This window comes from Herbaspirillum sp. AP02 (genome assembly GCF_015767275.1).
Classification (GTDB): Bacteria; Pseudomonadota; Gammaproteobacteria; order Burkholderiales; family Burkholderiaceae_D; genus Herbaspirillum.
Genome location: NZ_JADWMY010000012.1, coordinates 1 through 22,174 on the forward strand (window position 1 = coordinate 1; position 22,174 = coordinate 22,174).

Consider the following 22,174-nt stretch of genomic DNA (forward strand, 5'->3'; position numbering starts at 1 on the left):
GCTCTCACCCGGCGCCGATACGCCCCCGGCCCGACCCCGCTGAACTTCTTGAAGACCCGGTTGAAGGCGGCCTCCGACTGGTAGCCCACCGCTTCGCCGATCTGTGCCGTGCCCAGCTTGCTATAGCTCAGCAGCCGGGCAGCGCGGGCCATGCGCAACTGCTGCAGGAGCTCGCCCGGGGTGGCGCCGCCGACTTCCTGGAAGCGTCGCACGAACGTAGCGCGCGACATGTGGCACAAGCCCGCCAGGCGCGGCAGCGGCCAGTCTTCCTGGGGTGAGGCCAGCATGGCCTGCATCGCGTGTTGCAAGACCGGGTGCGCCAGCAGTGCCAGCAAACCCGGTTGCGGGCCGCCACGAGCCAGCCAGGCGCGCAAGGCCAGGCCGAACAGCGCCGCTGCCAGCCCGGCCACCACGGCCTGGGCCCCAGAGCGCAATTCGCCCTGCCCATCGGCGCCCCCGCATTCGTTACGCAACAGCGTGGCCAGCGTGCGCAGGCCATCGCCTTCGGGGAGCTCGGCGCTGCGCACCAGCAGCAGCTCGGGCAGGGCCTGCATCAGGGCGTTGGACTGCGGGGCCTCAAAATGAAATTGTCCACAGAGGAAATCGGACAGGGGCTGGCTGCCTCCACTCTGGTCATCGTTGACGTGCAGCGTGACCGGCGCCGCCGTGCTGCCCAGGCGCACGGCACTGGCCTGGGCGGCGGGGGTGGCGGGAGCGATGAAGAGATTATGCGCAGCGCCACGGGTGAGGATCACCAGGTCGCCGGCCTGCAGGGTCAGAGGTTCGCCATGGGGCAGTTGCAGCTGGGCCTGCCCTTCCAGGATGAAGTGATACGGAGCCACTCCGGCGGGCAAGGCTGGATTGGGCAGGTTCCAGGGCTGGCCGAAGCGGCAGCGGATATCCAGCCCGGCCCGCACCGGGTGGAGGGACAGGAGACGACTGAGCGCATCCATGGACGGATTCCTTAGGCGAATGTCAGAAAATGAGTTTTTTGAGCAATTTTAAGTCATTTTCAAGCATTCATAATTTCAAGCTCCAGGCCTACAGTACATCCATGCGCAACACGGCACTCACGGCAATCCCGCCAACGCCGGCGCCAACCTCTCACAGGAGAACTGTCATGCCCCGTCTTACCACCTCCCCCGTTACCGAAGCCACCGGCCAGGCCGCCCAACTGTTCGCCGCCATCAAGTCGGCTGTCGGCATGGTGCCCAATGCCTACGCCGGCATCGGCTCGCTCAGCCCGGTCGCCCTGGAATCGGCCCTGCATCTGGATGGCGCCCTGCGCAAGAGCAGCCTGTCGGCCCAGGAAATCGAAGCCATCAAACTGGCCGTGAGCGAAAAGGCCGGTTGCGATTACTGCCTGGCGGCGCACTCGCTGATGGGCAAAAAGGTCGGTCTGTCGGCCCAGGCCATCCAGGGCGTGCGCCACGGCCAGGCCTCCGGCGACGACAAACTGGACGTGCTGGCCGATTTCGCCCGCCTGCTGGTGGGCAGCAGCGGCACTGTCGAGGCCGACGTGGTGGCGCGCGTGCGGGCTGTCTATAGCGATGCACAGATCGTCGATACCCTGCTGGCCGTGACTGCGATCACCTTCACCAACCTGTTCAACCGTGTGAACGATACCGTGCTGGACTTCCCGCCGGCAGCGTGATGCGGCCATGCCGTTGATCCAGCGCGCCCCGGCGTGGGGCGCAAAAAAAGCCCGGCGCCTCCTTGCGGAGACGGCCGGGCAAGCTGCGCTGGCGGGAGGCGCAGTCTCCCGCTCGCACTGGAGCGGCCAGCGGATCCGGGTCCGCTGGCCTGTGGGTCGTGAATCAGCGATCAGAAGGCGGTGCGCACCCCCACGATGAAGTTGCGGCCACCCAGCGGCACCGATTCGCGCAGCACCGAGGTGGACAGGCGGATGTCCTGGTTCAGCAGGTTGCGCGCCAGGGCGAACCAGGTCAGCTTCACGCCGTTGAGGCGCTGGGTATAGGACAGGTTGGCATCCAGCTGGGTATAGGACGGGGTTTCGTAGTTTTCGAAGGAGGCCAGCCGATCCTGCTTCTGGGCGCGCAACACCTTCACGCCGCTGGCCCAGGGGCCGGTCTTGTAGGCCATTTCGACGCCATAGCGGGTGGCCGGCTGCAGGGGCAGGTTGCCCAGGCTGTCGAGGGTGCCACGCGAGGTGTCGGCAAAGACCCGGCTGGAGAGGCCTTCGCCGTTCCAGTTGTAGCTGACTTCGGCTTCCACGCCACGGATGGTGGCGTCGGCCTGCGACCAGAAGCGCTGGGTGAATTCGCCGGTGGGATCCGCAGCACCGGTGTCATCGACCTGGCCGTTGGTACGGCCGTAGATGTAGTTGTTGACCTTGTTGCGGAAGACGTTGCCCTTCCAGCGCACCAGGCCTTCGGTCTTCTGCAGGCTCAGTTCGATGTTGTGTGACGTTTCCTTCTTCAGCTGGTTATCGCCGATGTCGAAGGTGGCGGTCGATTCGTGCGGGCCGTTGGAGTACAGCTCTTCCACCGTCGGTGCGCGTTGGGCGAACGAATAGGTCAGGCCCAGACCATAGCCCGGCTGGAAGCTCCACAGGGCACCAGTGGACCAGGACAGCAGGCTGAAGTCCCGTCCTGGCAGGCCGCTGCCGCTGTCGGGACTGCGCTTGACACTCTCGCCGCGCAGGCCGCCGCTGACCAGCACCTGGCCGAACTGGCGTTCTTCGACCAGGAAGCCGGCAAACGAGGTGGAACGGGTCGGCGGGGTCAGTTCGGCCGCGCCGGTGTCGGCCGACAGGGCCGAGTAATTGCTTTGCTCGGTCTGTATGCCGAAGCTACCGTGCCAACCGGCCAGCGGTGCATGGGTCAACTCCCAGCGGGTCTGCAGGGCGCGGTTGGCAAACACCGTGGCGGGGGTGCCATCCTGCTCCTTTTCGATATGGGTGTAATCGGTATAACCCATGCGGAAGCGGAATTTCTCGATGCCGGCAAACGGGTTGTTGACGACGGTGTCGAGGTCGTAGCGGTTCTGGTGCAGGTCGATGAAGGACATTTCATCGGTGGGGATGCCGTAGTGATCATCCAGGGTGGCCGCCGACAGGCCGATATAGCCCCAGTTGGCGACGTAGGAAATGCCGGCACCCAGGCTGGTCTCGTGGGTGAAGGAATTGGGCAGGCGACCGGAGGCGCTGGCGGTATCACCCTGGCGCGCATTGCCGGGGATCTTGTAGTTGTCGGTGTCGCGATAGTTGCCGTCCAGGTGCAGGCCGATCTGGCCGGCCGAGGTGTCCAGCGAGAAGGAGCTGTTCTTTTCGCCGTCGACGGTGCCGTAGCGGGCTTCGACGGTGCCGGTGGGCTTGCCCACCAGTTCGGTCGGGATGCGGTCATTGACCACGTTGACCAGGCCGCCGATGGCGCCCGAACCGTACAGCAGCGCAGCCGGGCCACGCAGGATTTCGATCTGGCGCGCAGTGGCGGCTTCGGTGGCGACGGCGTGGTCGTTGGAGACGGTGGAGACGTCGGAGACGGCCATGCCGTTCTGCAGGATCATCACGCGCGGTCCTTCCATGCCGCGGATGATGGGACGCGATGCACCGGCGCCGAAGGCCGAGGCCGATACGCCCAGTTCGCCGGAGAGGGTGTCGCCCAGGGAGTTGCCGAGCTTGTTGCGCAGTTCGTCGCCGGCGATCACCTTGGCGGGGGCGAGCACCTGCACGTCTTCCTGGGATGCGAAGGGGGTGGCGGTGACGACGATGGGCTGCAAGGGCGCTGGTGCGGGCGCAGCCGACGGGGTGGAGGCCAGTGCCGCAGGATCAGTGGGGCCGGCAGAGGTGGTCTGGGCCGTAGCGGAGAGGGACCAGGCAGCCAGGGCGGTGAGGACGGCCGAAGCAATGAGTTGGCGTTGGAAAGCCATTGTGAATTCCTTGTTTTACGCGAGGCGCCGCCTGCCCTGTTCTGGTGGGGACAGGGCGGCGCGGATACACCGGCCGTCAGCACGCGCCCGTACGCAGGCGCCTCGTCAGGAACGAGGACACGCTGCATGCGGATGCGCGAGGGACAACCGGCAACCAGTCAGATAGAGGGGTCTTGCGGGAGGAAGGAATTCAGCGCGGCGGGGCGCGGGAGGAGAAATGGCAGTTGAGTGGCGCGTCCCACGAGGAGAACGCCAGCCACAGGGCAAGCACGCGCACCGGCGGCAACAGCGGCAGGGGCGGGAAATTGAAATGCACACCGGCCGACAGAGCCGCGGCATCGTAGGCGACGCAGGAGTGATGCAGGTCGTGGGCATGCGGCCCGTGCAGGGAATCATCCTGGCCGGCACTGGAGGCCACCGTATCCGGCTCGGCTTCGTCGAAGAGGGCGTCGCTGATCAGCGAGTGGACGGTGCCCGGTGCCCAGCCCGCGTGCGCGATGCCGTGGACGAACCCCAGCATCTGCGCGAACAGCAACGACATCGCCAGCATGGCAATGACGGTGAAGCTACGCAGGCAACGCAGTCGGTTCATGGAACGGATCGGCAAGTGGACGACGGGGCAGCAGGCACCCGCAACACGAAACAGAGCGGAGACGAGCAGACCGGCGCAATACGGATGATGCAACAGCTTTAACAGCGTTTTGCAGGGGCTACTGACGAGGAACTGAAGGTACTGACATCGAACACCCTGCAATGCCGCGCAACATGCGGTACTACGGGTGGTCTTGAAAATTCGGATATGAAGGATTCTACCCCGTGGCCCACAGGCGGCCAGTCCGAAAAATCGGGGTCAACGATCCTGCACCGGCAACACGGGCTGCCGGCACCATGCCCGGCCGCGGTGCGGCACAGGCTTCATCCTGCCTGGGCGGGGATCAGTCGCCGTAGAGCTTCTGCTTCAATTCGCGGCGTTGCTGCGCTTCCAGCGACAGGGTCGCGGTCGGGCGCGCCAACAGACGCGGAATGCCGATCGGTTCACCGGTCTCTTCGCACCATCCGTACTCGCCGTTGTCGATGGACACGATGGACTGCTGCACCTTCTTGAGCAGCTTGCGTTCACGGTCGCGGGTACGCAGTTCGAGGGCGTGTTCTTCCTCGATGGTGGCGCGGTCGGCCGGGTCCGGCACCAGCACGGTTTCGCGCAGGTGTTCGGTGGTTTCATCCGCGTTCTTGAGCAGATCCTTTTCCAGCTGCTGGAGACGGGCCTTGAAGAAAGCAAGCTGCGCTTCGTTCATGTAGTCCTTCTCGTCCATCTTGAGGATTTCTTCCTCGGTCAGCAACTGCGCTGCAGGGGTAGTTTTGGGAGTCTTGGTTGCCACTTCGCTTACTTTCAATACTACGGGTTTTTCAACTATATCCATTATCCCGGCTGATACTTGGCTGCCGGAACAGGTCGCTTTTGAATCCACTTCCCTAGCCGCGTTGGCACCTCTTCGATTGACGTTGACGCGATCGGCTGCTCCGCCCGGCCTCTCCGTGCCGGCCTGCAGTGCCGATGGCGTACGCTTTTTCGCGGTCAAGGATTGTACACCAACGATTCCGGATGCCAAGCCTCCTGCAGATCAGGATCATGACCTCGGGCAGCGACGCGCCGGCGGTGCGATGGTTCACGGAGCGGTTCATGACTCCCCTCTGACGGGCAAGGCGGGGCGGGCTGATCGCGCTTATGAATTATGGTCGTTCCGAATATCAGCCTGGCTTGATGCCGCGCAGCAATTGCGTTGCAACATCCAAACGAGTTTATACCAGAAGAGTAGGTCCGGATGGAAGCGACAAACTGCGGCGTTCAGGCATGCCGCCGGGCGCAGACCGGACACTGGTGGTCGCGGCCGACGGTAATCGAGGTCCACTCCATGTCGCGCGCCTCCAGGATCAGCAGGCGCCCCGCCAGCGAGCGGCCGATGCCGGCCAGCAGCTTGATGGCCTCGGCCGCCTGCACGGTGCCGATGATGCCTACCAGCGGCGAGAACACGCCCATGGTGGCGCACTGCACTTCCTCGAACTCGCGCTCGGGCGGGAACAGGCAGGCGTAGCAGGGCGCTGTTTCCTGGCGGCTGTCGAAGACGCTGACCTGGCCGTCGAAGCGGATCGCCGCGCCCGAGACCAGCGGCACCCCGGCGGCCACGCAGGCACGATTGACGGCGTGGCGGGTGGCAAAGTTGTCGCTGCAGTCCAGCACCACGTCGGCATCGGCCACCAGCGCCTGCAGGCGTTCGCCCTCGACCCGCTCGGCCAGCGCCGTGACCTGGACGCCGGGGTTGATCTGCTGCAGCGCCTCGCGGCCGGAGTCCACCTTGGCCTGGCCCACGCGCGCGGTGGTGTGCATGATCTGGCGCTGCAGGTTGGTCAGATCCACCGTGTCGTGATCCACCAGGGTGATGCGGCCCACGCCGGCCGACGCCAGGTACATGGCCGCCGGTGAACCCAGGCCACCGGCGCCGATCACCAGGGCATGCCCTTGCAGCAGCCGGGTCTGGCCGGCGATGTCGATCTCGTCGAGCAGGATGTGGCGCGAATAGCGCAGCAGCTGTTGGTCATCCATGGTCAGGTCACGCCCAGTCCTAATGAAAAAGGGCCGCTAGCTAGCGGCCCGATGTGCCAGCCCAAGGGCGGCGAATTACTTGGTGGTGTCGATCTTCTCGGCCGGCGCCTTGTTGTCCTTGCGCTCGTCCTTGTCCTTGGCCGGGGTGGCGTTCTTGCCCTCTTCGTTGCGCACCTCTGGCTTGGCGTTGGAAACCTTCACCGGCAGGCCCTTGAGCTGATTCAGGGCCTGCACCAGCTGGAAGTCGTCCTTGCTGCCGAATTCCAGCGGCTTGCGCTTCTTCTCGGCGGCGATCAGGCGTTCTTCCGACTGCTCGTCCAGGGCTTGCGCCTTCACTTCAGCCGACTTGTCGGTGTCGTTGGAGAGGTGCTTGGACAGGTCGGCTTCGCGCAGGCGCAGGCCGTTCAGGCCATCACCATCGGGGAATTCGTCGACCATGATGTCCGGCACGATGCCACGCGCCTGGATGGAACGACCCTTGGGCGTGTAGTAGCGGGCGGTGGTCAGCTTGACGGCGGTGTTCTTCTCCGGCGGCAGGGCGATCACCGACTGCACCGAACCCTTGCCGAAGGACTGGGTACCCATGATGGTGGCGCGCTTGTAATCCTGCAGGGCGCCGGCCACGATCTCGGAAGCCGAGGCCGAACCGCTGTTGATCAGGACCACCATCGGCACCTTCTTGATGGCGTCAGGCAGGCGCGAGAGCGGGTCCGACAGCGGGTTGGCGGCGTAGTATTCGCGCTTGGCGTAGAAAGTCTGCTTGGAGCTGGGGAGCTGACCATTGGTGGAGACCACCACCGAGTCCTTGGGCAGGAAGGCCGCGGCCACGCCGATGGCGCCCGGCAGCACGCCACCCGGGTCGTTGCGCAGGTCCAGCACGATGCCCTTCAGGTTGGGCTCCTGGGCGTAGATGGCGGCCAGCTTCTTGGACATGTCGTCCACCGTCGGCTCCTGGAACTGGGTCACGCGCAGCCAGGCGTAGCCGGGTTCGATCACCTTGGACTTGACGCTCTGCACGCGGATCTCCTGACGGGTGATGGTCAGGATGATGGGCTTGTCCTCTTCCTTGCGGGCGATGGTCAGGGTGATCTTGGTGTTGGGTTCGCCGCGCATCTTCTTGACGGCTTCGTCCAGGGTCAGGCCCTTGACCGGGGTGCTGTCCAGGCGGGTGATCAGGTCACCGGCCTTGATCCCGGCGCGGAAGGCCGGCGAATCCTCGATCGGAGAGATCACCTTGACGTAGCCGTCTTCCATGCCGACCTCGATGCCCAGGCCCACGAACTTGCCCATGGTGCCTTCGCGCAGCTCCTTGTAGGCCTTCTTGTCCAGATAGGCGGAGTGCGGATCAAGCGAGGCGACCATGCCGGAAATGGCTTCGGTCAGCAGCTTCTTGTCGTCGACCTGCTCGACGTAATCCGACTTGATGAGGCCGAACACGTCGGCCATCTGGCGCAGCTCCTCCAGGGGTAGCGACGCCGTTGCGTTCTTCTGCGCGATGGCGTCGAACTGAATCATCGCGGTGGCACCTGCCACCATGCCCAACCCGATCAAACCGATATTCTTGAGTTTGCTGCCCATGTGTCACCTAGTAGTTACCCACCCCAGTGGGTCGAATGCGCGGCCTTGATACCGCATTTCAAAGTATAAACCCGATTGCTCGTTACCGCCGCTGTTGCCTGCAGTAGCAATAGTGTCACCCGCTTTTACCACATCGCCGGCGCGTTTGAGCACCGACTGGTTATTGCCGTAAATCGTCATGTACTGATTGCCGTGATCCACGATGATCAGGTTGCCGAAGCCGCGCAACCAGTCCGCGAAGACCACCCGGCCAGCCGCCACGGCGCGTACTTCCGAGCCTTCGTGGGCGCGGATGAACAGGCCCCGGCTGGTCGGTCCGTCACCCCGGCGGCTGCCGAATTTGGATGTCAGGTCACCCTTGACCGGCAGGCGCAGCTGGCCGCGCAGGCTGGCGAAGGGCTTGCCGAAATTGTCCGACTGCGGCTCCGGCAGGCTGTCGTTGCGGGCCAGGGAGGTGCTTTGGGGCGGCTCGTCATCGTCGATGGCGTCGGCCGGATCGGGCAACTTCGGCGCCGGCTTGCCCTCCCTGGCGGCCCGGGCCGCTTCGGCGGCGCGCTCGGCCGCCCGGGCGCGCTGTTCAGCCAGACGCTTCTCGCGTTCGGCCCTGGCTTTGGCCAATTGTTCCTGGCGCCGCTTCTCGCGGGCTTCGGCTTCGGCCTTTTTCTGCTGCTCGATGATCTGCGCCAGCTTGTCCACCAGGCTGGAGAGGCGCTGCTGGTCCTGCTCGATGCGGCCGGCCTCCTGGCGCTGGGCATTGAGCTTGGTGGAGAGTTGCGACAGCAGGGTCTGGCGACGTCCCTTTTCGCGCTCCAGGACCTTCTTCTGGTCCAGTTCTTCCTGGGCGATTTCTTCCAGTTCGAACTTGGCGTTCTGGGTGTCGGCCTTGTTGGCGCGGATGGCCTGCTGGTTGGCGCGCAAGGTTTCGATCAGCCTGGCCTGGGCCTGGGAGACATAGCCCATGTACTGCAACTCGCGGTTGATGCGATTGGGGTTGTCCCCGGAAAGCAGCAGTTTGATGCGGTCTTCGTTGCCGGCCACGTATTGCTCGCGCAGCAGCCGGGACAGCTGGGCCTGCTGGGCGTTGACCAGGGCGGTAAGTTCATTGAGCTGCCTGACCAGTTGTGCCAGGCGGGATTCGGTTTCCTGCTGCTCCTGGGCCAGGTCGCGCAGGGAACGATTGGCCTTGGAGATCGCCTGCTCGGAGACGGCCAGCGCGTCGGCGGCATTGTCCTTGGCGGTCTCGGTCTGGTCGATGTCGCGCTTGAGGTTGGCCAGGCGCTGCTGCAGGTCGGCCCGTTCCTTCTCGGCGGCCTGCTTCTGCTTGGTTCGCTCGGTGATCGGCTGGGCCTGGGCAGACAGCGCCAGCCACAGGCACGCCAGCCCGGCAAGGATGTTCAGCAGCGGGCGCAAACGCCCCCGCAGCGCGTCGGCCAACAGGTCGGAGCGCGCTGGTGCTGTGCACTTGCCGGGAACGGGCGCGGCCAGTGCGGCCGGCGCCTTGCTGGAGAAACGCAGTTTTATTTCGACTTCCCTTGGTTGGCCACGGCCTTGAGCGCTGCCTCGATGGCGGACTGGTCGCCCAGATAGTAGCTCTTGATGGGCTTCAGATCGGCGTCCAACTCATAGACCAGCGGCTGGCCATTGGGGATGTTCAGGCCGACGATGTCGTTGTCGCTGATGCCGTCGAGGTACTTGATCAGGGCGCGCAGGCTGTTGCCGTGGGCGGAGATGATGATCTGCTTGCCGGCGCGGATGGCCGGGGCGATGGCGTCGTTCCAGGCCGGCAGCACGCGGGCCACGGTATCCTTCAGGCATTCGGTCAGCGGCACCTGTTCACGCGAGAGACCGGCGTAGCGGGCATCGCCGAAGGCATCGCGCTCTTCGCCCGGGGTCAGCGGGTTGGGGGGGGTGTCATAGCTGCGGCGCCAGACCAGCACCTGCTCGTCGCCATACTGGGCGGCGGTCTCGGCCTTGTTCAGACCTTGCAGGGCGCCGTAGTGGCGCTCGTTCAGACGCCAGTCGTTCTTGATGGGGATGTACATCTGGTCCATCTCATCCAGCGTGGTCCAGAGGGTGCGGATGGCGCGTTTCAACACCGAGGTATAGGCCAGGTCGAAGGAGAAACCGGCTTCCTTGAGCAGCTTGCCGGCCTGGCGCGCCTCGGCTACGCCTTTTTCGGTGAGGTCGACATCGACCCAGCCGGTGAAGCGGTTGGCCAGGTTCCAGGTCGATTCGCCGTGGCGCATGAATACGATTTTGTACATAGCGGGACTAGTTTCTGATGATGGATAAAGCGATGCGGTTGCCCCAAGGTCGACTACGCGGGACCGGGTGCAGACCTTAGACTGTTCGGTCCGGATGCAAACCACGAATGCTTCTATTTTATAATGCCGGGATTCAGTAAACTCATTGGACTGCCGTGAAATTCATCATCGACAATATTTTCCTGATCGCCCTGGCCTTGGTCTCGGGCGGTGCCCTGCTGGTTCCCTACCTGCAACAACGCGGCAACAAGCTCAGCCTGCTGCAGGCTACGCAGATGCTCAACCAGGGCAAGGTGCTGGTACTGGATGTGCGCGATCCCGAGCAATTCGCCGCCGGTCACCTGCGCGAGGCCCGCAATATCCCCCTGAAGGAGTTGCCGCAGCGCATCGGTGAACTGGACAAGCTCAAGGGGCGTCCGGTGATCGTGGTCTGCAAGAACGGCACCCAGGCCAATCGCGCCGAGGGCTCGCTCAAGAAAGCCGGCTTCACCGAAGTCTACGGCCTGCATGGCGGCATCGACGCCTGGCAGGGCCAGGGCCTGCCGCTGACCAGCAAGGAGGCCAAGTGAGCGCCCCGGTCACGATGTATTGCACCGCCGTATGCCCGTATTGCATGATGGCCGAGCGCTTGCTCGCCAGCAAGGGGATCACGCAGATCGACAAGATCCGCGTGGACCTCGAACCTCAACAGCGCGAGCTGATGATGCAAAAGACCGGCCGTCGCACCGTGCCGCAGATCTATATCGGCGACACCCATGTCGGCGGATTTGACGATCTGAACGCAATGGATCGCGCCGGCAAGCTGGACCCGCTGCTGCAAGCCTGACGCCAGGGCAGCAAACCTCCCCTATCGATTCACCGAACCTGAAAGAGATCCATGTCGGAACAGAACCAAGAAGCCCAAGAGCAACCCGTTTTCCAGATCCAGCGCGTCTACCTGAAGGATCTGTCGCTGGAACAGCCGAATTCGCCGGCCATCTTCCTGGAACAGGAAGCCCCCTCGATCGAAGTGTCGGTGGACGTCGGTGCCGAGGCGCTGGCTGACGGTGTCTTCGAATCGACCGTGACCATCACCGTGACCGCCAAGGTCAAGGACAAGGTCGCCTTCCTGGTCGAGGGCAAGCAGGCCGGCATCTTCGAGATCCGCAACGTGCCCGCCGAACAGCTGGACCCGCTGCTGGGCATCGGCTGCCCCAACATCATCTACCCGTACCTGCGCGCCAACATCGCCGACGCCATCACCCGCGCCGGTTTCCCGCCGGTGCATCTGGCCGAGATCAACTTCGAGGTGTTCTACCAGCAGCGCCTGCAGGCGCTGGCCGAGCAGCAAGGCGCGACCCTGGTCAACAACGGCTCCACCGCCGTCAACTGATCCGGTTTTCACTATCCTGCTTTCAGCACTTGTCCGCCTGCCGGTCGGTCGCACCCCCTGCGGCCGTCCGGCACGACACCAAGCCGCCGCAGCCTACGCTGCGGCGCTTTCCCTTCCGCGGAGACTTTCTCAATGAAACGCCTGTCCCTGATTCTTTCCGCCACCCTGCTCGGCGCCTTCATGGCCAAGGATGCCCTGGCCCTGGACTTCAAGTCGGTCGGTGCGGCCCCTGCCATCCTGTATGACGCCCCTTCCGAGAAAGGTCGTCGCGTCTACGTCGCACCGCGTGGCATGCCGGTGGAAGTGGTCTTGACCTATGGCGAATGGAGCAAGGTCAGGGATGCCGCCGGAACCCTTTCCTGGGTCCAGTCCAAGACCCTCACCCCCAAGCGCATGCTGGTGGTGTCGGTGGCCAATGCCCGCGTCTTCAATGCAGCCGATGAAAGCAGCCCGGTAGTCTTCAGCGCCGACAAGTCGGTACTGCTGGAAATGCTGGAGAGCCCCAACAACGGCTGGGTCAAGGTGCGCCATCGTGATGGCCAGAGCGGCTTCGTGAAGGCCGGCGACGTCTGGGGCGATTGAGCGGACCGGCCATGAAGATCACCATACTGGGCGCCGGCGCGTGGGGAACCGCACTGGCCATCCCGCTGGCGCGCAAGCATCAGGTCGTGCTGTGGGGGCGCAATGCCCAGGCCATGCAGGAAGCCGACCGGCAGCGGGAAAACCGCCTCTACCTCCCAGGCTTTGCCCTGCCGCCGGAATTGCAGGTCAGTGCCGATTTCGACGCCGCCGTGCAGCACGTCTGTGCCGACCCGGCCGAATCGCTGCTGATCGCGGCTTCGTCGGTCTCGGGGCTGCGCGAACTGGCGGGCCATCTACGCGGCCATGCCATTCCCAACCTGGTCTGGCTGTGCAAGGGACTGGAAGAAGGCACGCGCCTGTTGCCGCATCAGGTGGTACAGGAGGTCCTGGGCAGCGACCTGGCGGCCGGCGTGCTGTCGGGGCCGTCCTTTGCGCAGGAAGTGGCACGCGGCCTGCCGTGCGCGCTGACCATCGCCGGTGCCGATGCGGCCCTGTGCGAGCGCGTGGTCAAGGCCGTGCATGGCAACAATATCCGCATCTATTCCAGCGATGACCTGATCGGGGTGGAGATTGGCGGCGCGGTCAAGAACATCCTGGCCATCGCCACGGGCGTGGCTGACGGCCTGCAACTGGGATTGAATGCCCGTGCTGCGCTGATCACCCGCGGTCTGGCAGAAATCACCCGGCTGGGGGTCGCACTGGGCGGGCGCCCCGAAACCTTCATGGGTCTCTCGGGCGTGGGCGACCTGATCCTGACCTGTACCGGCGACCTCTCCCGCAACCGTCGCGTGGGGCTGGGGCTGGCGCAGAACAAGAAGCTGGAAGATATCGTGACCGAGCTGGGCCACGTCGCCGAAGGCGTGCGCTGTGCGCAGGCGGTACGTGCGCTGGCACGGGAAAAAGGCATCGACATGCCTATCACCGATGCGGTGGCGGCGGCCCTGTTTGATGGCGTGTCGGTACAGGAAATGGTTGCCCGGCTGCTGGCACGGGATCCGCGCGAGGAAAACCTCTAGACCTGGGCACCATGCCTGCTACACGAAAGTTCAGCAAACCTCACACCGGAGCCCCATGCTGGCGCTGGAGAAAATGACAGCCGGAGCAAACCTGCCTCCGGCTGTTTTTCAATGCGCAGACTTCAACGCGCAATGATGTCGCTTTCCATCTTGGGACGTTTGAAGCGCTGGGGCGAACCGCCTTCCAGTGCATCATCCATCTGCTTGGAAATCTTGTCGTAGCGCGCATTGCAATCGTCATCCTGATGCGCGGCCTCGGCACCCTTGAGGCGCTTGGCCAGGCGGGAAGTGCGCGCTTCCCCGCCCATGACGTATTGTTGGGCGGCGCGGCCGGCGTGATTATTGTTCGTGGTCTTGTTGCGTTGTATGGCTTGCATCGTATTTCCTCTTACGTCGCTGACGCTCAACGTTCTCCCGTCCTGAGTTTTTTTCGGGAGAACACGCAGCGCCCCGGAAGATGTTGCTTGCTGCCTGATTCCGGGAAACTGCTCCAGATACACAAAGCGCTACGTTTCTTGACAGCGCTTTAGCTATGTAACGCCCGAGCGGCGATTTGGAATACGCGAAAAGTCAGTATTTTGTCAGCCAAATTGAAATTACCTCGAGGTAATTTTTTTATGCGGCCCCGCAAAAACGGCGCAAACCCGCAGCCATCGTGGCTGACAGCGTTGTCAGAATGAGCGGGATTGTGCAGTTTTTCTGACGAGAAGCCGGCGAAGAAATTTGTTGCGAAAAGTATCTTTTCTTCAGTTCCCGCGACAAAAAAGCGACATAAAGTTACCTTCTAGCATTTTTATCGCGGCGTGCGACAGCTTCAATCGTGGACCGGGACCGGTCGTCCCAGGTCCGCCGGCACCAGTGAAAAGACCTTGGCATCCCGTGGCTCGCCATGAAACACAAGGCGATTGCGGGCCAGGCATTCCAGGGTGGCCCCGGTTTTCTCCGCCACCCGCTGGCTGCGCAAATTGCCGGCCTGGGCCACGATCTCCAGCCGGGTGAGACCGGTCTTGGCAAAGGCGAAGGCCGCCGCTGCCCGGGCGGCGACGGCGGCGATACCGCGTCCGGTATAACCCTCGCGGACCCAATAGCCCAGATTGGCCATCTGGTTCAGCTGGCTGACCTGATTGACGGCCACCGAGCCAATCACCAAGCCGTTGGTGCGATCGATGATGTTGAAGTCATAGGCGGCATGAACCTGCCATTGCTCGATGGCGCGCTGCAGAAACAGCTTGGCATCGGGCAGACCGTAATCGGGGGTGCACCAGGCTTCCCACTGGCTGATCGCCTGCATCGATTGGCGCACGGCATCGAACAATGCCCCGGCTTCGCGCAAACCCAGCGGGCGCACTTCGATGGCCCGGTCGCAATAGATGATCTGCCGTTCGCGGTCGATGGGGTGGAGCATGCTTGCCAGGGTTACCCAGGGTGAAAAGTGTGTTTGATCTTACCGAACCTGGCCATCGCTTGAAAAGCCTGCACGCTCAGGCAAGCTGCGCATGCAGTTGCCCAAGATGGGTGATGACCACTACGCCCGCGGGAAGCTCCGGGTGTACATCATGCTCCTGCAGGGCGATCACCTTCATGCCGGCCGCCAGACCCGCCTGTACGCCTGGCAGGCTGTCCTCCACCACCGCGCAGCGCAGCGGCGGCACGCCCAGTCGTTCGGCGGCAAACAGGAAGAGCGCGGGATCGGGTTTCCAGCGCTGGACATCGTAGGCGCTGAAGATGCGTCCAGCGAAATGCGGCAGCAGGCCAGTCACCCGCAGGCACAGCTCGATCTTGTGATGCGGGGCGTTGGAGGCCAGGGCGAAGGGCAGGTGCAGCTTTTCCAGCATCTCCACGGCACCGCCGATCGGTTGCAGGTGCTGCTCCAGCAAGCTGCCCATCAGCGCGCGCAATTCCTCCTCGAAATGGGCGGGCAGCGCCTGGCCGTGCAATTGTTCGATGTGGGAAATGCACCACTTCATGCTGACGCCACGAAAGCGCGCCAGCGCTTCTTCCGCGCTCAGGCTCACGCCATAGTTGGCCACGTACTCGGACCAGGCCCGCGCCGCCACCACTTCGCTGTCGACCAGGGTGCCATCGCAATCGAAGATGACCAGTTCCGGCGTCAGGGTGCTGTCGTTCATGCTTGCTCCTTATGGTTCAGGGGGGCGAGGCCGCCCTGATCAAGGAGCCGCCGACGCCATCAAAGTTCGCCGTAGGAATGCAGGCCCGAGAGGAACATATTGACTCCCAGGAAAGCGAAGGTCGTCACCAGCAGGCCGACCAGCGCCCACCAGGCGGCAGCACGGCCGCGCAGGCCCTTCATCAGGCGCATGTGCAGCCAGGCCGCATAGTTGAGCCAGACGATGAGGGCCCAGGTTTCCTTCGGGTCCCACGACCAGTAGCCGCCCCAGGCTTCGGCCGCCCACAGCGCACCCAGGATGGTGGCGATGGTGAAGAAGGCGAAACCGACGGCAATGGCCTTGTACATCACGTCATCCAGCACCTCCAGCGGGGGCAGGCGATCGGCCAGGTAGCCACGCTCGCGCAGCAGATACGCCACGGCCACCATGGCGGCCAGGGCGAAGGTGCCGTAACCGATGAAATTGGCCGGCACGTGGATCTTCATCCACCAGCTTTGCAGCGCCGGTACCAGGGGCTGGATCTCGGCCGCATCCCGCGAGACGGTATACCACATCAGGAAGCCCACCGCCGCCGTGATGACAGTCAGCACGAAGGCACCCAGCTGGCGGGTGGCGTAGCGCTCTTCGTAATACAGATAGAACAGCGCCGTGATCAGGCAGAACAGGACGAAGACTTCATACAGGTTGGAAATGGGGATGTGGCCCACGTCCGGCCCGATCAGATAGGACTCGTACCAGCGCACCATCAGTCCGGTAAAGCCCAGCACCACGGCCGCCCAGCACAGGCGCGAGCCGATGGCGTTACCGGTGCCGGCGGTAGTGGCCAGGCCGCCCCAGTAGAACAGGGTGGACAGGCAGAACAGCGCGCTCATCCAGAGAATGGCGGACTGGCTGGAGAGCATGTATTTCAGGAAGAACTTCTTGTCGGCCAGCTCCAGTGCGCCGCCGTACATGGCGATGGCACCCAGCGAGAGCACCGCGATCACCACCATCAGCAGGCGCACCGGTTTCCAGTGCCAGCCGAGCCAGGCGAAGGTGGGCGCGGCCAGCAGCAGCACCGCCTTCTCGTAATAATCCATGTAGGCGCCAAAGCGCCCGAAGGCGTACAGCGCGCCGGCCACCAGCAGGGCGGCGTAGAGCCAGTCCACGATGCTAAGGCGGCGGAAGAAGCCCTGTTCTTCAGAATAGGCCTGGTTTGCTTGGGTCAGTTCCATTGTGTTCTCCACTGCTGCTGTCCCGGGCGATGCCAGCCAAAGCGGCTGGCGCGCTGATCTGCCCTGGATGATAACCGCCATACGTCGGCGGCATGTTCAATCGCATGTTCAATCTTTACCGGTCCCGGTTGCGACCGGCGTTGCCGCACCCGAGAGGCGGCCCTTCATCTGCGCGAACTCCTTGTCGAAGTCCAGCGTACGGCGCTGGGTGCTCATGGCCATCAGCGCCTGGCTGCCCTGGCCATCGGCGGCCGGCTTGATCCAGATCCACAGACGGCGCTCGCGGATGTACAGCATCGCGAACACGCCCAGCACCAGGAACAGGCAACCGAGATAGACCACCTTCTTGCCCGGCGAACGCGTCACCTGCAGCACCGATGCCTTGATCTCCTGGAAGCCCGCCAGTTGCAGGAACACCGGCGCCGGATAGAAGGCTGCATCGGCCATCGCATTGATGGCCAGCTGCAGGAAGCGACCGTGCTTCTCGTCGCTGGCCACCGCCGCCAGGCCATCCTTGGCGCGGGCCGCCTGCCAGAGCTCCCACATGCTGCCGTTGAGGATCTTCATGAAGATATCGGCGGCCTTTTCCTGCTCGGCCGCCGGCAGTTGCTCCAGGAAGCGGGTCACGGCGATATAACCGGAGACCTTGCCGTCACCGGCGAAGATGGACAGACCGCGCAGCGCCGACTGCTGCAACTGCTCGCGCAGCACCGGCGAGGCTTCGCGACCGCCGCTGATGGCCTGCTGGGCGTAGCGACGGGCGGCTTCCTCGCGCAGCGCCGGATTGGCCAGGGCGGCGCGCAGGCGCATCCACTCGGCCACGCTGTCATTGTCGTCGGCCGGGATGCGCAGGTAGCGGAAGGGCTGGTCGGGCTGCTCGCGCATGCCGGCCAGGAAGACATCGGCGCCATCGATGGGCAAGGACTGCATGTAGTTGAAGTATTCGCGGGCCTGGCCGGTCTTGTCGCGCAGCTTGTATTGCACGCTCGGACCGACGTTCTTGAAGTCCTTGCTGTTGGCATTCTTGGCACCGGAACCCAGGTGCTTGTCCAGGCCCTCGATGAAGCCGCGATTGACGTTCTTGCCGACGTTGACCGCGCGCGCATCGCCCGAGGTGGAGCCGGCAGTGGAGCCCGAGGCCGCAGCCTGCATGTTTTCCACATTGAAGGGACGGAAGCCGCTCCATTCGATGGTGTAGTCACCCAGCGCGGTAGGCAGTGCAGTGGTGCCGTTGACCTCGCCGGCCAGTTCGAAACGACCGTTGGCACCACCCCGCATCGGATAGCCGACCAGCTTGAGCTTGCTGCCCCCATCCTCGAAGCTGGACTGGTAGATCGCCACCCCCTTGTAGATCAGCGGCTCGTTGACCTTGATGGTGGCGGCGGTGTCGCGGCCGGTCTCATGGTCGCGCACCACCACCTCGCTGGCGAACAGCTTGGGCATGCCGGTGGAGTAGAAATCGATGATGAAGCGCTTGAGCGTGATGGTGAAGGGCAGGTCCTGGATCATCACGCCATCCTTTTGCGGGATGATGGCCGTGCTGCTGCTGGAGCCTTCCGGGATCAGCGTATTGCCGCGGAAGGTCGGGTTGTTCAGGCCCAGGCGATAGCGCTCCGGAATCTCGGCAATGATGCCGTTGCCGGCGAAGGCCTGCTTGCCATAGAACCACTGCTGGAAGCGGATCGGCAGATCGGAATCGAGCAGGCCACCCAGGCAGATGATGACGATGGCCGCGTGCGCGAAGATATAGCCCCACTTGTTGGCCGCGCCCTGCTTGGCTGCCAGCAGCATGGCGCCGTTCCGGTCGGCCAGCTTGGTCTTGTAGCCTCGTGCCGCGACCTGTCGCACCAGCCGCGCCGCAGCCTCGGCCGGCGCCTCGCCGCTCTGCCACTCGTGCTTGTGATGGAAATTGCGCAGCGACTGCTCGCGCACGTTGTCGCGCCAGCTTTTGGCGTCGCGCAGCATCTTGGGACCGTTGCGGGCGATGCACAGCGAGGTCGACAGCACCAGGAAACCCATGATCAGCAGGAACCACCAGGCCGAATAGACCGCGTACAGACCCACCTTGGCGAAGACCTCGAACCAGAACGGGCCGAACTGGTTGACGTAGTTGGGCATCGGCTCGTTCTGCTTCATCACCGTGCCGATCACCGAGGCAATGGCGATCAGCGTCAACAGGCTGATGGCAAAGCGCATCGAGGAGATCAGCTCGACCGCCTCTCCCAACCAGCGCTGGCGGGTCCTGATCTGGATTCCTTGGGTACTGCTGCCCGTCGTCATATTCCTGCCTTACCGGACCGGGCCTGCCGGTTCCGCTTACCTGGGGGTCACCTTGCCGGTCGGCAAAGCGATGCGAACCCGGATTTTACCGCTCCGGGAGAAAGTCCGTGATATGCCATCGGCAATAGGCGCCAACGCCATCCGGGTATGTCACTGCGCGGTGCCCGAGCCGGACAAGCGCGACGGGCGATATCTTCGGCCAGGCGGGTCCGGAATGCCAGGACCTGCATCAAGGCGGAGGAAGGCCGATGAAAAAAGGCGGCACGTGGCCGCCTTCGATAGTGCTACGCGCCCGCGCAGTGCCGCAGGTGGCTTACTTCAGGCCGGCGATGTAATCGGCGACTGCCTTGATTTCCTTGTCCGACAGGCGGTCGGCAATGCTGGTCATCTGCACGCTGTTGGTACGTGCGCCGCCACGGAAGTTGGTCAACTGGGCCACCGTGTAATCCTGGTGCTGGCCGGCCAGGCGTGGATACTGGGCCGGGATGCCGGCACCGTTGGGGCTGTGGCAACCGGCGCAGGCTGGCACGTTCTTGGCGGCGATGCCACCGCGCCAGATGTGCTTGCCCAGGTCGATGGTTTCCTTGTTCTTGGCCGCGCCGGGCTTGGGCGCCTGCGTTGCCAGGTAGGCCGCGACGTTATGGATGTCCTCGTCGGACAAGGCCTTGGCCATCGGCGACATCACCGGGTTGTTGCGCTCCGGAGTACGGAAATTCAGCAACTGCTTGGCGATGTAGGCCTCATGCTGGCCCGATAATTTCGGGTTCTGGGTGATGGTCGAATTGCCGGCCGCGCCGTGGCAGGACACGCAGGCCACGATGTTGCGCGCATTGTCGCCATTGGTGTAGAGCGCTTCGCCCTTGGCCGGATCGGCCTTGACCGGAGTCTTCTTGTCGTCAGCCGCGTGGGCTGCGCTGGCCACTGCCAGGATGGCAGCAAAAACGGAGTAAAACAGTGGGGAAAAGGCACGGTTCATTCGTCACCCTAATACTTATTGTGGAATTGAGAGATTTTGCCCGTTCGGCGGCTAGCTGCCCCTAAACCAAATGCCCGTTGTTTGACCTGTCTCCAACGGCCGCCATATTTTTTACTTGCCCGGCGTCAACGAGGCGTTGGGTTTCGGGCCATTGTACAATAGCTTCTCCGCGTTTTTCCCTCCTCTTTCGGATTTCCCCCCACCATGTCGCAACTTTGGCAAGCCCGTTTCTTCACCACCGTCAATCACCTGCGGGACCTGCCCAAGACCAGCGTGCCGGAGATCGCCTTCGCCGGGCGATCCAATGCCGGCAAGTCCAGCGCCATCAACGTACTGTGCAACCAGAAGCGCCTGGCCTTCGCCTCCAAGACACCCGGCCGCACCCAGCACATCAACTATTTCTCGCTCGGTGGCGCCCATGTCGGCCAGCATCGCAATGACGAGGCGCGTCCGGATGAGATCCGCGCCATGCTGGTGGACTTGCCCGGCTATGGCTATGCCGAGGTGTCCGGCTCGGCCAAGCACCACTGGCAAGCCCTGCTGGGCGACTACGTGCGCCAGCGCGAACAGCTGGCGGCGCTGGTGATGATCGTCGATTCACGCCGTCCCTTCACCGATCTGGATATCCAGATGATCGAATGGTTCGCGCCCACCGGCAAACCCATCCATTGCATCCTGAGCAAGGCCGACAAGCTCAACCGCAGCGAATCCACCAACGCCCTGCGCCAGGCCCAGACCTATCTGCAGAGCTACGTGGATGAAAACGGCCAGCCTTTCCCGTTCACGGTGCAGCTGTTTTCCGCACTCAAACGGACCGGCCTGCAAGAAGCCAACGACAAGATCGTGGAACTGGCCGGCCTGAACGAACCGGTCGCCCCGACGCCTGCCACGGTCGACAGCGTCGCCCAGGATCAAGACACGCAGCAAGCCTGATCGCCGACAAGGCGACATCCTTCAGACCGGAGTAAAACGTCATGGCGAAAAAAAACCCCGGAGAACAGGGATATTCTCCGGGGCAGAACGCCTATCGCTAGCGCGATCGGCCCCGCTCAGGGAGGGAAGGGGAAGCGGGGGGCAAATGAATAACCCGCAGCCAAGATAAGCCATACCGACGGAAAGTTGTTCATCGCTCAAATCTGAGCAGGCAATTTTCCGAAGTTAGCGATATTTGCCTAGAAAATATTTCAAGATAGCGTCAAATAACATCTATTTTTTGAAAGCCAACCTATGTCCTTGACCGATTTCAGTTCCAACGCCGCCTACCCTGCCCTGCGCATGCGCCGCATGCGCCGCGATGCCTTCTCCCGCGCGCTGATGGCCGAAAACGTCATCACCAGCGCCGACCTGATCTATCCGGTATTCGTACAGGAAGGCCAGAACCTGCGTACCCCCGTGGCCTCGCTGCCGGGCGTGGAACGCCTGTCGCTGGATGCGCTGCTGCCGGTGGCCGAAGAATGCGTGAAGCTGGGCGTGCCGGTGCTGGCGCTGTTCCCGGTGATCGATCCGGCCCTGAAGACGCCCGATGGCATCGAAGCCACCAACCCGGGTGGCCTGGTACCGCGCGTGGTACGGGCGCTGAAGGACCGCTTCCCCGAGCTGGGCATCCTCTGCGACGTCGCCCTGGACCCCTACACCAGCCACGGCCAGGACGGCGTGCTGGACGAGACCGGCTACATCCTCAACGATGAAACCCTCGCGCTGCTGGTCAGGCAGGCGCAAACCCAGGCCGATGCCGGGGTGGACGTGGTCGCCCCCTCGGACATGATGGATGGCCGCATCGCCGCCATCCGCGCCATGCTCGAAGCCAAGGGCCACATCTATACCCGCATCATGGCCTACTCGGCCAAGTACGCCTCGGCCTTCTACGGCCCCTTCCGCGATGCGGTCGGCTCGGCCGCCAACCTGGGCAAGGGCAGCAAGGCCACCTACCAGATGGACCCGGCCAACAGTGACGAGGCCCTGCGCGAAGTGGCACTGGATCTCAAGGAAGGCGCCGACATGGTGATGGTCAAGCCGGGCATGCCCTACCTGGACATCGTGCGCCGCGTGAAGGATGAATTCCGCGTGCCGACCTTCGCCTACCAGGTCAGCGGCGAATACGCGATGATCAAGGCCGCCGCCCAGAACGGCTGGCTGGATCACGACAAGACCATGATGGAAGCCATGATGGCCTTCAAGCGCGCCGGTGCCGATGGCGTGCTGACCTACTTCGCGCTGGACATCGCGCGCAAGCTCAAGCAGGGCTGATCCTCTCCGCCCGCTGGCTGTGC

22 protein-coding genes are annotated in these 22,174 nt (G+C 63.7%); 8 read left to right on the plus strand and 14 right to left on the minus strand.

Annotated features, from left to right (window positions below; translation table 11 throughout):
* On the minus strand, positions 1-953 hold a 953-nt coding region (locus tag I5R65_RS20330; protein ID WP_196872211.1), incomplete at its 3' end, for an AraC family transcriptional regulator.
* 167 nt (positions 954-1,120) lie between these two features.
* On the opposite strand from I5R65_RS20330, the gene I5R65_RS20335 reads away from it, so the two are divergent.
* Positions 1,121-1,654: a carboxymuconolactone decarboxylase family protein gene (locus tag I5R65_RS20335; protein ID WP_196872212.1), complete on the plus strand. Its 534-nt coding sequence runs from the start codon at positions 1,121-1,123 to the stop codon at positions 1,652-1,654.
* A 170-nt stretch (positions 1,655-1,824) separates the two neighbouring features.
* Here I5R65_RS20335 and I5R65_RS20340 read toward each other — a convergent pair whose 3' ends face one another.
* The 7 genes from I5R65_RS20340 to gpmA all read right to left on the minus strand — a co-directional run bounded on the left by I5R65_RS20340 (position 1,825) and on the right by gpmA (position 10,335).
* Complete coding sequence (locus tag I5R65_RS20340; RefSeq protein WP_196872213.1) at positions 1,825-3,891, minus strand: TonB-dependent receptor; 2,067 nt, start codon at positions 3,889-3,891, stop codon at positions 1,825-1,827.
* Positions 3,892-4,081: 190 nt separating this feature from the next.
* Complete coding sequence (locus I5R65_RS20345) at positions 4,082-4,483, minus strand: hypothetical protein (RefSeq protein ID WP_196872214.1); 402 nt, start codon at positions 4,481-4,483, stop codon at positions 4,082-4,084.
* Between the two features lie 343 nt (positions 4,484-4,826).
* Entirely contained in the window at positions 4,827-5,312 is a 486-nt protein-coding gene (gene dksA, locus I5R65_RS20350) for an RNA polymerase-binding protein DksA (RefSeq protein ID WP_174616797.1), read from the minus strand.
* Between the two features lie 425 nt (positions 5,313-5,737).
* Complete coding sequence (locus I5R65_RS20355) at positions 5,738-6,493, minus strand: molybdopterin-synthase adenylyltransferase MoeB (RefSeq protein ID WP_196872215.1); 756 nt, start codon at positions 6,491-6,493, stop codon at positions 5,738-5,740.
* A 75-nt stretch (positions 6,494-6,568) separates the two neighbouring features.
* Positions 6,569-8,071: a S41 family peptidase gene (locus tag I5R65_RS20360; RefSeq protein WP_196872216.1), complete on the minus strand. Its 1,503-nt coding sequence runs from the start codon at positions 8,069-8,071 to the stop codon at positions 6,569-6,571.
* A gap of 3 nt (positions 8,072-8,074) precedes the next feature.
* On the minus strand, positions 8,075-9,472 hold the full coding sequence (locus tag I5R65_RS20365) for a murein hydrolase activator EnvC (protein WP_370546818.1): 1,398 nt from the start codon (positions 9,470-9,472) through the stop codon (positions 8,075-8,077).
* Positions 9,473-9,588: 116 nt separating this feature from the next.
* Positions 9,589-10,335: a 2,3-diphosphoglycerate-dependent phosphoglycerate mutase gene (gene gpmA, locus I5R65_RS20370; RefSeq protein ID WP_088757368.1), complete on the minus strand. Its 747-nt coding sequence runs from the start codon at positions 10,333-10,335 to the stop codon at positions 9,589-9,591.
* Between the two features lie 155 nt (positions 10,336-10,490).
* On the opposite strand from gpmA, the gene I5R65_RS20375 reads away from it, so the two are divergent.
* The 5 genes from I5R65_RS20375 (at position 10,491) to I5R65_RS20395 (ending at position 13,305) form a co-directional block, all read left to right on the plus strand.
* Positions 10,491-10,904, plus strand: a complete 414-nt coding sequence (locus I5R65_RS20375) for a rhodanese-like domain-containing protein (RefSeq protein ID WP_196872218.1) — start codon at positions 10,491-10,493, stop codon at positions 10,902-10,904.
* Entirely contained in the window at positions 10,901-11,161 is a 261-nt protein-coding gene (grxC, locus tag I5R65_RS20380; RefSeq protein WP_006464887.1) for a glutaredoxin 3, read from the plus strand. Before I5R65_RS20375 ends, grxC begins: the two co-directional genes overlap by 4 nt.
* Before the next feature lie 51 nt (positions 11,162-11,212).
* Positions 11,213-11,707: a protein-export chaperone SecB gene (secB, locus tag I5R65_RS20385; RefSeq protein ID WP_196872219.1), complete on the plus strand. Its 495-nt coding sequence runs from the start codon at positions 11,213-11,215 to the stop codon at positions 11,705-11,707.
* Between the two features lie 132 nt (positions 11,708-11,839).
* The gene (locus I5R65_RS20390; RefSeq protein ID WP_196872220.1) at positions 11,840-12,289 is read left to right on the plus strand and encodes an SH3 domain-containing protein; all 450 of its coding nucleotides are present in this window, start codon (positions 11,840-11,842) and stop codon (positions 12,287-12,289) included.
* 11 nt (positions 12,290-12,300) lie between these two features.
* The gene (locus tag I5R65_RS20395; protein ID WP_196872221.1) at positions 12,301-13,305 is read left to right on the plus strand and encodes an NAD(P)H-dependent glycerol-3-phosphate dehydrogenase; all 1,005 of its coding nucleotides are present in this window, start codon (positions 12,301-12,303) and stop codon (positions 13,303-13,305) included.
* A 122-nt stretch (positions 13,306-13,427) separates the two neighbouring features.
* On the opposite strand, the gene I5R65_RS20400 is transcribed toward I5R65_RS20395, so the two are convergent.
* The 6 genes from I5R65_RS20400 to I5R65_RS20425 all read right to left on the minus strand — a co-directional run bounded on the left by I5R65_RS20400 (position 13,428) and on the right by I5R65_RS20425 (position 19,904).
* Entirely contained in the window at positions 13,428-13,682 is a 255-nt protein-coding gene (locus I5R65_RS20400; RefSeq protein ID WP_196872222.1) for a hypothetical protein, read from the minus strand.
* Between the two features lie 437 nt (positions 13,683-14,119).
* Positions 14,120-14,710: a GNAT family N-acetyltransferase gene (locus tag I5R65_RS20405; RefSeq protein WP_196872223.1), complete on the minus strand. Its 591-nt coding sequence runs from the start codon at positions 14,708-14,710 to the stop codon at positions 14,120-14,122.
* A gap of 76 nt (positions 14,711-14,786) precedes the next feature.
* On the minus strand, positions 14,787-15,434 hold the full coding sequence (locus I5R65_RS20410) for an HAD family phosphatase (protein WP_196872224.1): 648 nt from the start codon (positions 15,432-15,434) through the stop codon (positions 14,787-14,789).
* A gap of 59 nt (positions 15,435-15,493) precedes the next feature.
* Positions 15,494-16,648 (minus strand): c-type cytochrome biogenesis protein CcsB, encoded by a 1,155-nt coding sequence (gene ccsB, locus I5R65_RS20415; RefSeq protein WP_196872225.1) that lies wholly within the window; start codon positions 16,646-16,648, stop codon positions 15,494-15,496.
* A gap of 108 nt (positions 16,649-16,756) precedes the next feature.
* Positions 16,757-18,928, minus strand: a complete 2,172-nt coding sequence (locus I5R65_RS20420; RefSeq protein WP_196872226.1) for a cytochrome c biogenesis protein ResB — start codon at positions 18,926-18,928, stop codon at positions 16,757-16,759.
* A gap of 313 nt (positions 18,929-19,241) precedes the next feature.
* The gene (locus I5R65_RS20425; RefSeq protein WP_196872227.1) at positions 19,242-19,904 is read right to left on the minus strand and encodes a cytochrome c; all 663 of its coding nucleotides are present in this window, start codon (positions 19,902-19,904) and stop codon (positions 19,242-19,244) included.
* Between the two features lie 204 nt (positions 19,905-20,108).
* Between I5R65_RS20425 and yihA the strand changes: the two genes are divergently transcribed.
* Both yihA and hemB read left to right on the plus strand, forming a co-directional pair.
* The gene (gene yihA / locus I5R65_RS20430) at positions 20,109-20,837 is read left to right on the plus strand and encodes a ribosome biogenesis GTP-binding protein YihA/YsxC (protein WP_196872228.1); all 729 of its coding nucleotides are present in this window, start codon (positions 20,109-20,111) and stop codon (positions 20,835-20,837) included.
* A 294-nt stretch (positions 20,838-21,131) separates the two neighbouring features.
* Complete coding sequence (gene hemB, locus I5R65_RS20435; RefSeq protein WP_196872229.1) at positions 21,132-22,151, plus strand: porphobilinogen synthase; 1,020 nt, start codon at positions 21,132-21,134, stop codon at positions 22,149-22,151.
* The last annotated feature ends 23 nt before the right edge of the window (positions 22,152-22,174 follow it).

Excerpts from the sequence above, each read along its gene's own strand:
- I5R65_RS20335 (WP_196872212.1), top strand. The coding sequence starts at position 1,121 with ATGCCCCGTCTTACCACCTCCCCCGTTACCGAAGCCACCGGCCAGGCC.
- I5R65_RS20340 (WP_196872213.1), bottom strand. The coding sequence starts at position 3,891 with ATGGCTTTCCAACGCCAACTCATTGCTTCGGCCGTCCTCACCGCCCTG.
- I5R65_RS20345 (WP_196872214.1), bottom strand. The coding sequence starts at position 4,483 with ATGAACCGACTGCGTTGCCTGCGTAGCTTCACCGTCATTGCCATGCTG.
- dksA (WP_174616797.1), bottom strand. The coding sequence starts at position 5,312 with ATGGATATAGTTGAAAAACCCGTAGTATTGAAAGTAAGCGAAGTGGCA.
- I5R65_RS20355 (WP_196872215.1), bottom strand. The coding sequence starts at position 6,493 with ATGGATGACCAACAGCTGCTGCGCTATTCGCGCCACATCCTGCTCGAC.
- I5R65_RS20360 (WP_196872216.1), bottom strand. The coding sequence starts at position 8,071 with ATGGGCAGCAAACTCAAGAATATCGGTTTGATCGGGTTGGGCATGGTG.
- gpmA (WP_088757368.1), bottom strand. The coding sequence starts at position 10,335 with ATGTACAAAATCGTATTCATGCGCCACGGCGAATCGACCTGGAACCTG.
- secB (WP_196872219.1), top strand. The coding sequence starts at position 11,213 with ATGTCGGAACAGAACCAAGAAGCCCAAGAGCAACCCGTTTTCCAGATC.
- I5R65_RS20390 (WP_196872220.1), top strand. The coding sequence starts at position 11,840 with ATGAAACGCCTGTCCCTGATTCTTTCCGCCACCCTGCTCGGCGCCTTC.
- I5R65_RS20395 (WP_196872221.1), top strand. The coding sequence starts at position 12,301 with ATGAAGATCACCATACTGGGCGCCGGCGCGTGGGGAACCGCACTGGCC.
- I5R65_RS20400 (WP_196872222.1), bottom strand. The coding sequence starts at position 13,682 with ATGCAAGCCATACAACGCAACAAGACCACGAACAATAATCACGCCGGC.
- I5R65_RS20405 (WP_196872223.1), bottom strand. The coding sequence starts at position 14,710 with ATGCTCCACCCCATCGACCGCGAACGGCAGATCATCTATTGCGACCGG.
- I5R65_RS20410 (WP_196872224.1), bottom strand. The coding sequence starts at position 15,434 with ATGAACGACAGCACCCTGACGCCGGAACTGGTCATCTTCGATTGCGAT.
- ccsB (WP_196872225.1), bottom strand. The coding sequence starts at position 16,648 with ATGGAACTGACCCAAGCAAACCAGGCCTATTCTGAAGAACAGGGCTTC.
- I5R65_RS20420 (WP_196872226.1), bottom strand. The coding sequence starts at position 18,928 with ATGACGACGGGCAGCAGTACCCAAGGAATCCAGATCAGGACCCGCCAG.
- I5R65_RS20425 (WP_196872227.1), bottom strand. The coding sequence starts at position 19,904 with ATGAACCGTGCCTTTTCCCCACTGTTTTACTCCGTTTTTGCTGCCATC.
- yihA (WP_196872228.1), top strand. The coding sequence starts at position 20,109 with ATGTCGCAACTTTGGCAAGCCCGTTTCTTCACCACCGTCAATCACCTG.
- hemB (WP_196872229.1), top strand. The coding sequence starts at position 21,132 with ATGTCCTTGACCGATTTCAGTTCCAACGCCGCCTACCCTGCCCTGCGC.